The 2000-nt window shown below is 71.4% G+C and carries 2 protein-coding genes; one reads left to right on the top strand and one right to left on the bottom strand.

From position 1 onward, the window contains the following. Nucleotides 1–344: 344 nt before the first annotated feature. Nucleotides 345–527 (top strand): YegP family protein, encoded by a 183-nt coding sequence (locus tag OOT08_RS10295; protein ID WP_325092560.1) that lies wholly within the window; start codon nucleotides 345–347, stop codon nucleotides 525–527. Here OOT08_RS10295 and OOT08_RS10290 read toward each other — a convergent pair. Then, nucleotides 524–1726, bottom strand: a complete 1203-nt coding sequence (locus tag OOT08_RS10290) for a MalY/PatB family protein (protein WP_325092559.1) — start codon at nucleotides 1724–1726, stop codon at nucleotides 524–526. The two genes, OOT08_RS10295 and OOT08_RS10290, sit on opposite strands and share 4 nt — an antisense overlap. Nucleotides 1727–2000: the final 274 nt, after the last annotated feature.

Below are 2000 nucleotides of genomic sequence, written 5' to 3'. Positions count from 1 at the left end.
GCTCGTCCTTGGGCTCGGGAACCGGCACCACGATGGGCCGCCCGGGCACCGCGGGGTCCCCGGGAAGATTGATCAGGGTCAGGCTCCCGAGGGCGAGCACCGCGGGAACCGCGATGAGCGCCGCGGGAAGCAGGAGCCGTCGTGCGAGTGTCATGGGTCCATGGTGCCCGCTCATTGTGAGGCGAAGATGAGGTTCCGATGAAGATGTCTTCATCTTCCGATGGGGTCCCCGGGAAAACGCTCGCGCTGCCCCAGAGAAAGCCCTGGCCAAGCGAGCGGCCCCTCGCTAGATTTGGTGCCAGGGGGCGGGCCACTCGGGCGCGCCGTGGAACGCAGGGGGCATCATGGCAGGGAAATTCGAGCTCTTTCTGGACAAGGGCGGCGAGTGGCGGTTCAACCTGAAGGCGGGCAACGGCGAGATCATCGCCACCTCCGAGGGGTACTCCGCCAAGGCGAGCGCGCTCAACGGCATCGAATCGATCCGTAAGCATGCCCCGGAGGCCCCGGTCGTCGAGGTCGAGCGCTAGGCCCGCGAGCCGTCGCCCGCCTCGGCGGCGGCTCGCTCCCGGTTCAGCAGGGCGGCAACCCGCTCGATCGCCTCGGTGAGGATCTCGGGCGAGGTGCCGAAGTTGATCCGGACGTGTCCGATGCCCGCGTCGGGCGCGAAGGTGATGCCGGAGCCGAAGGCGACCCGGGCCTCGGCCAGGATCCGCTCGGCGGGATCGTCGCCGAGACCGTAGGCGCTGAGGTCTACCCAGGCGAGATAGCTCGCCTCGGGGGCCCGATAGCGGGCCTCGGGCAGGTGCGCGGCGAGCAGCTCGCCGAGGAGCACGCGATTCGCGTCGAGGAGTTCGATCGCGCCGTCGAGCCAGGGGCCGCCCGCGCGGAAGGCCTCGACCTGCGCTTTGAGCCCCAGGATGCTCACCCGGGAACCGACCGCCTCGGGGAGCGAGGCGAGAAGCGCGTCGCCCTCGGGTGAGGCCGAGAGCAGAAACGCGAACTTGAGCCCGGCCAGGTTCCACGCTTTGGATGCCGAGGTGATCGCGACGCCGACCCGCCGGGCCGTCTCGGAGACGGCGAGGAAGGGGACGAACTCGGCCTCCGCGAAGGTGAGCGGGGCGTGGATCTCGTCCGAGATGACGGTGGCCCCGTGCCGATCCGCGATCTCGGCCAGCTCGGCCAGCTCCGCGGGCCGGTGCACCCGGCCGACCGGGTTGTGCGGGTGGCAGAGCAGCACGACGCGCGCCCCGGCGGCGAGCGCGGCGTCGATGGCCGCGAGGTCGAGGCTCCACCCCGCGTCAATGTCGCCTGCGAGGGGGACGGGGACGAGGGTGGCCCCGGCCTCGGGCGGCAGGGTCCAGAAGGGCGGGTAGACGGGGGTCGTGACGATGACCCCGTCGCCGGGTTCGATGAGCCGGCGGAGCAGCTCGACGATGCCGACGCCGACGTCGGTCGTGGGGACGAGGGTGCCGACGGGGGCATCCCAGCCCCAGCGTTCCCGGGCGAAGGCCGCGAAGGCGGCCCCGATCTCGGCGGTGCCCCTGGGGTAGCCAATGTCGTTGTGCTCGATCGCTTCGCGAAGCACCGTTTTGATCACGGCGGGGATCGGGACGTCCATCTCGGCGACCGGCAGCGGGAGCACATCCGCGTCAAAGGTGCGCCATTTGGAGCTGGTGCGCTGTCGGAGCTGTTCGAGGGACTCGGCCTGCACGCGTTCGATCGTCATGGTTCCAGGATGCCCCAGCGGGGGCCCGCGGGGAAGCCCGATGACCCCGCGTGACGCGCTTTGCCAGGGAGGGGGCGGACCGGGAGGCGGAGCGGCCCGCTACCGGGTGGGTGGGTTGCCCGCTTCGAGCAGGAGCCAGGCGCAGAGCGTGTCGGGGGTCCAGCGCTCGCGGTTCTCGGGGAGTTCGGCGAGCGCGATCAGTTCGGTCACTCGGTGTGAGCGGAGCTCGGCGAGCCCGGCGCGGGCGACGTCGGGGGGCATGCGGGCTCCGTCA

The sequence above is a fragment of the Leucobacter sp. M11 genome (assembly GCF_035726885.1).
In the GTDB taxonomy this organism is placed as follows: Bacteria; Actinomycetota; Actinomycetes; order Actinomycetales; family Microbacteriaceae; genus JAPFRB01.
This window is presented reverse-complemented; position numbering and strand designations above follow the sequence as displayed.

Excerpts from the sequence above, each read along its gene's own strand:
- OOT08_RS10290 (WP_325092559.1), bottom strand. The coding sequence starts at position 1,726 with ATGACGATCGAACGCGTGCAGGCCGAGTCCCTCGAACAGCTCCGACAG.
- OOT08_RS10295 (WP_325092560.1), top strand. The coding sequence starts at position 345 with ATGGCAGGGAAATTCGAGCTCTTTCTGGACAAGGGCGGCGAGTGGCGG.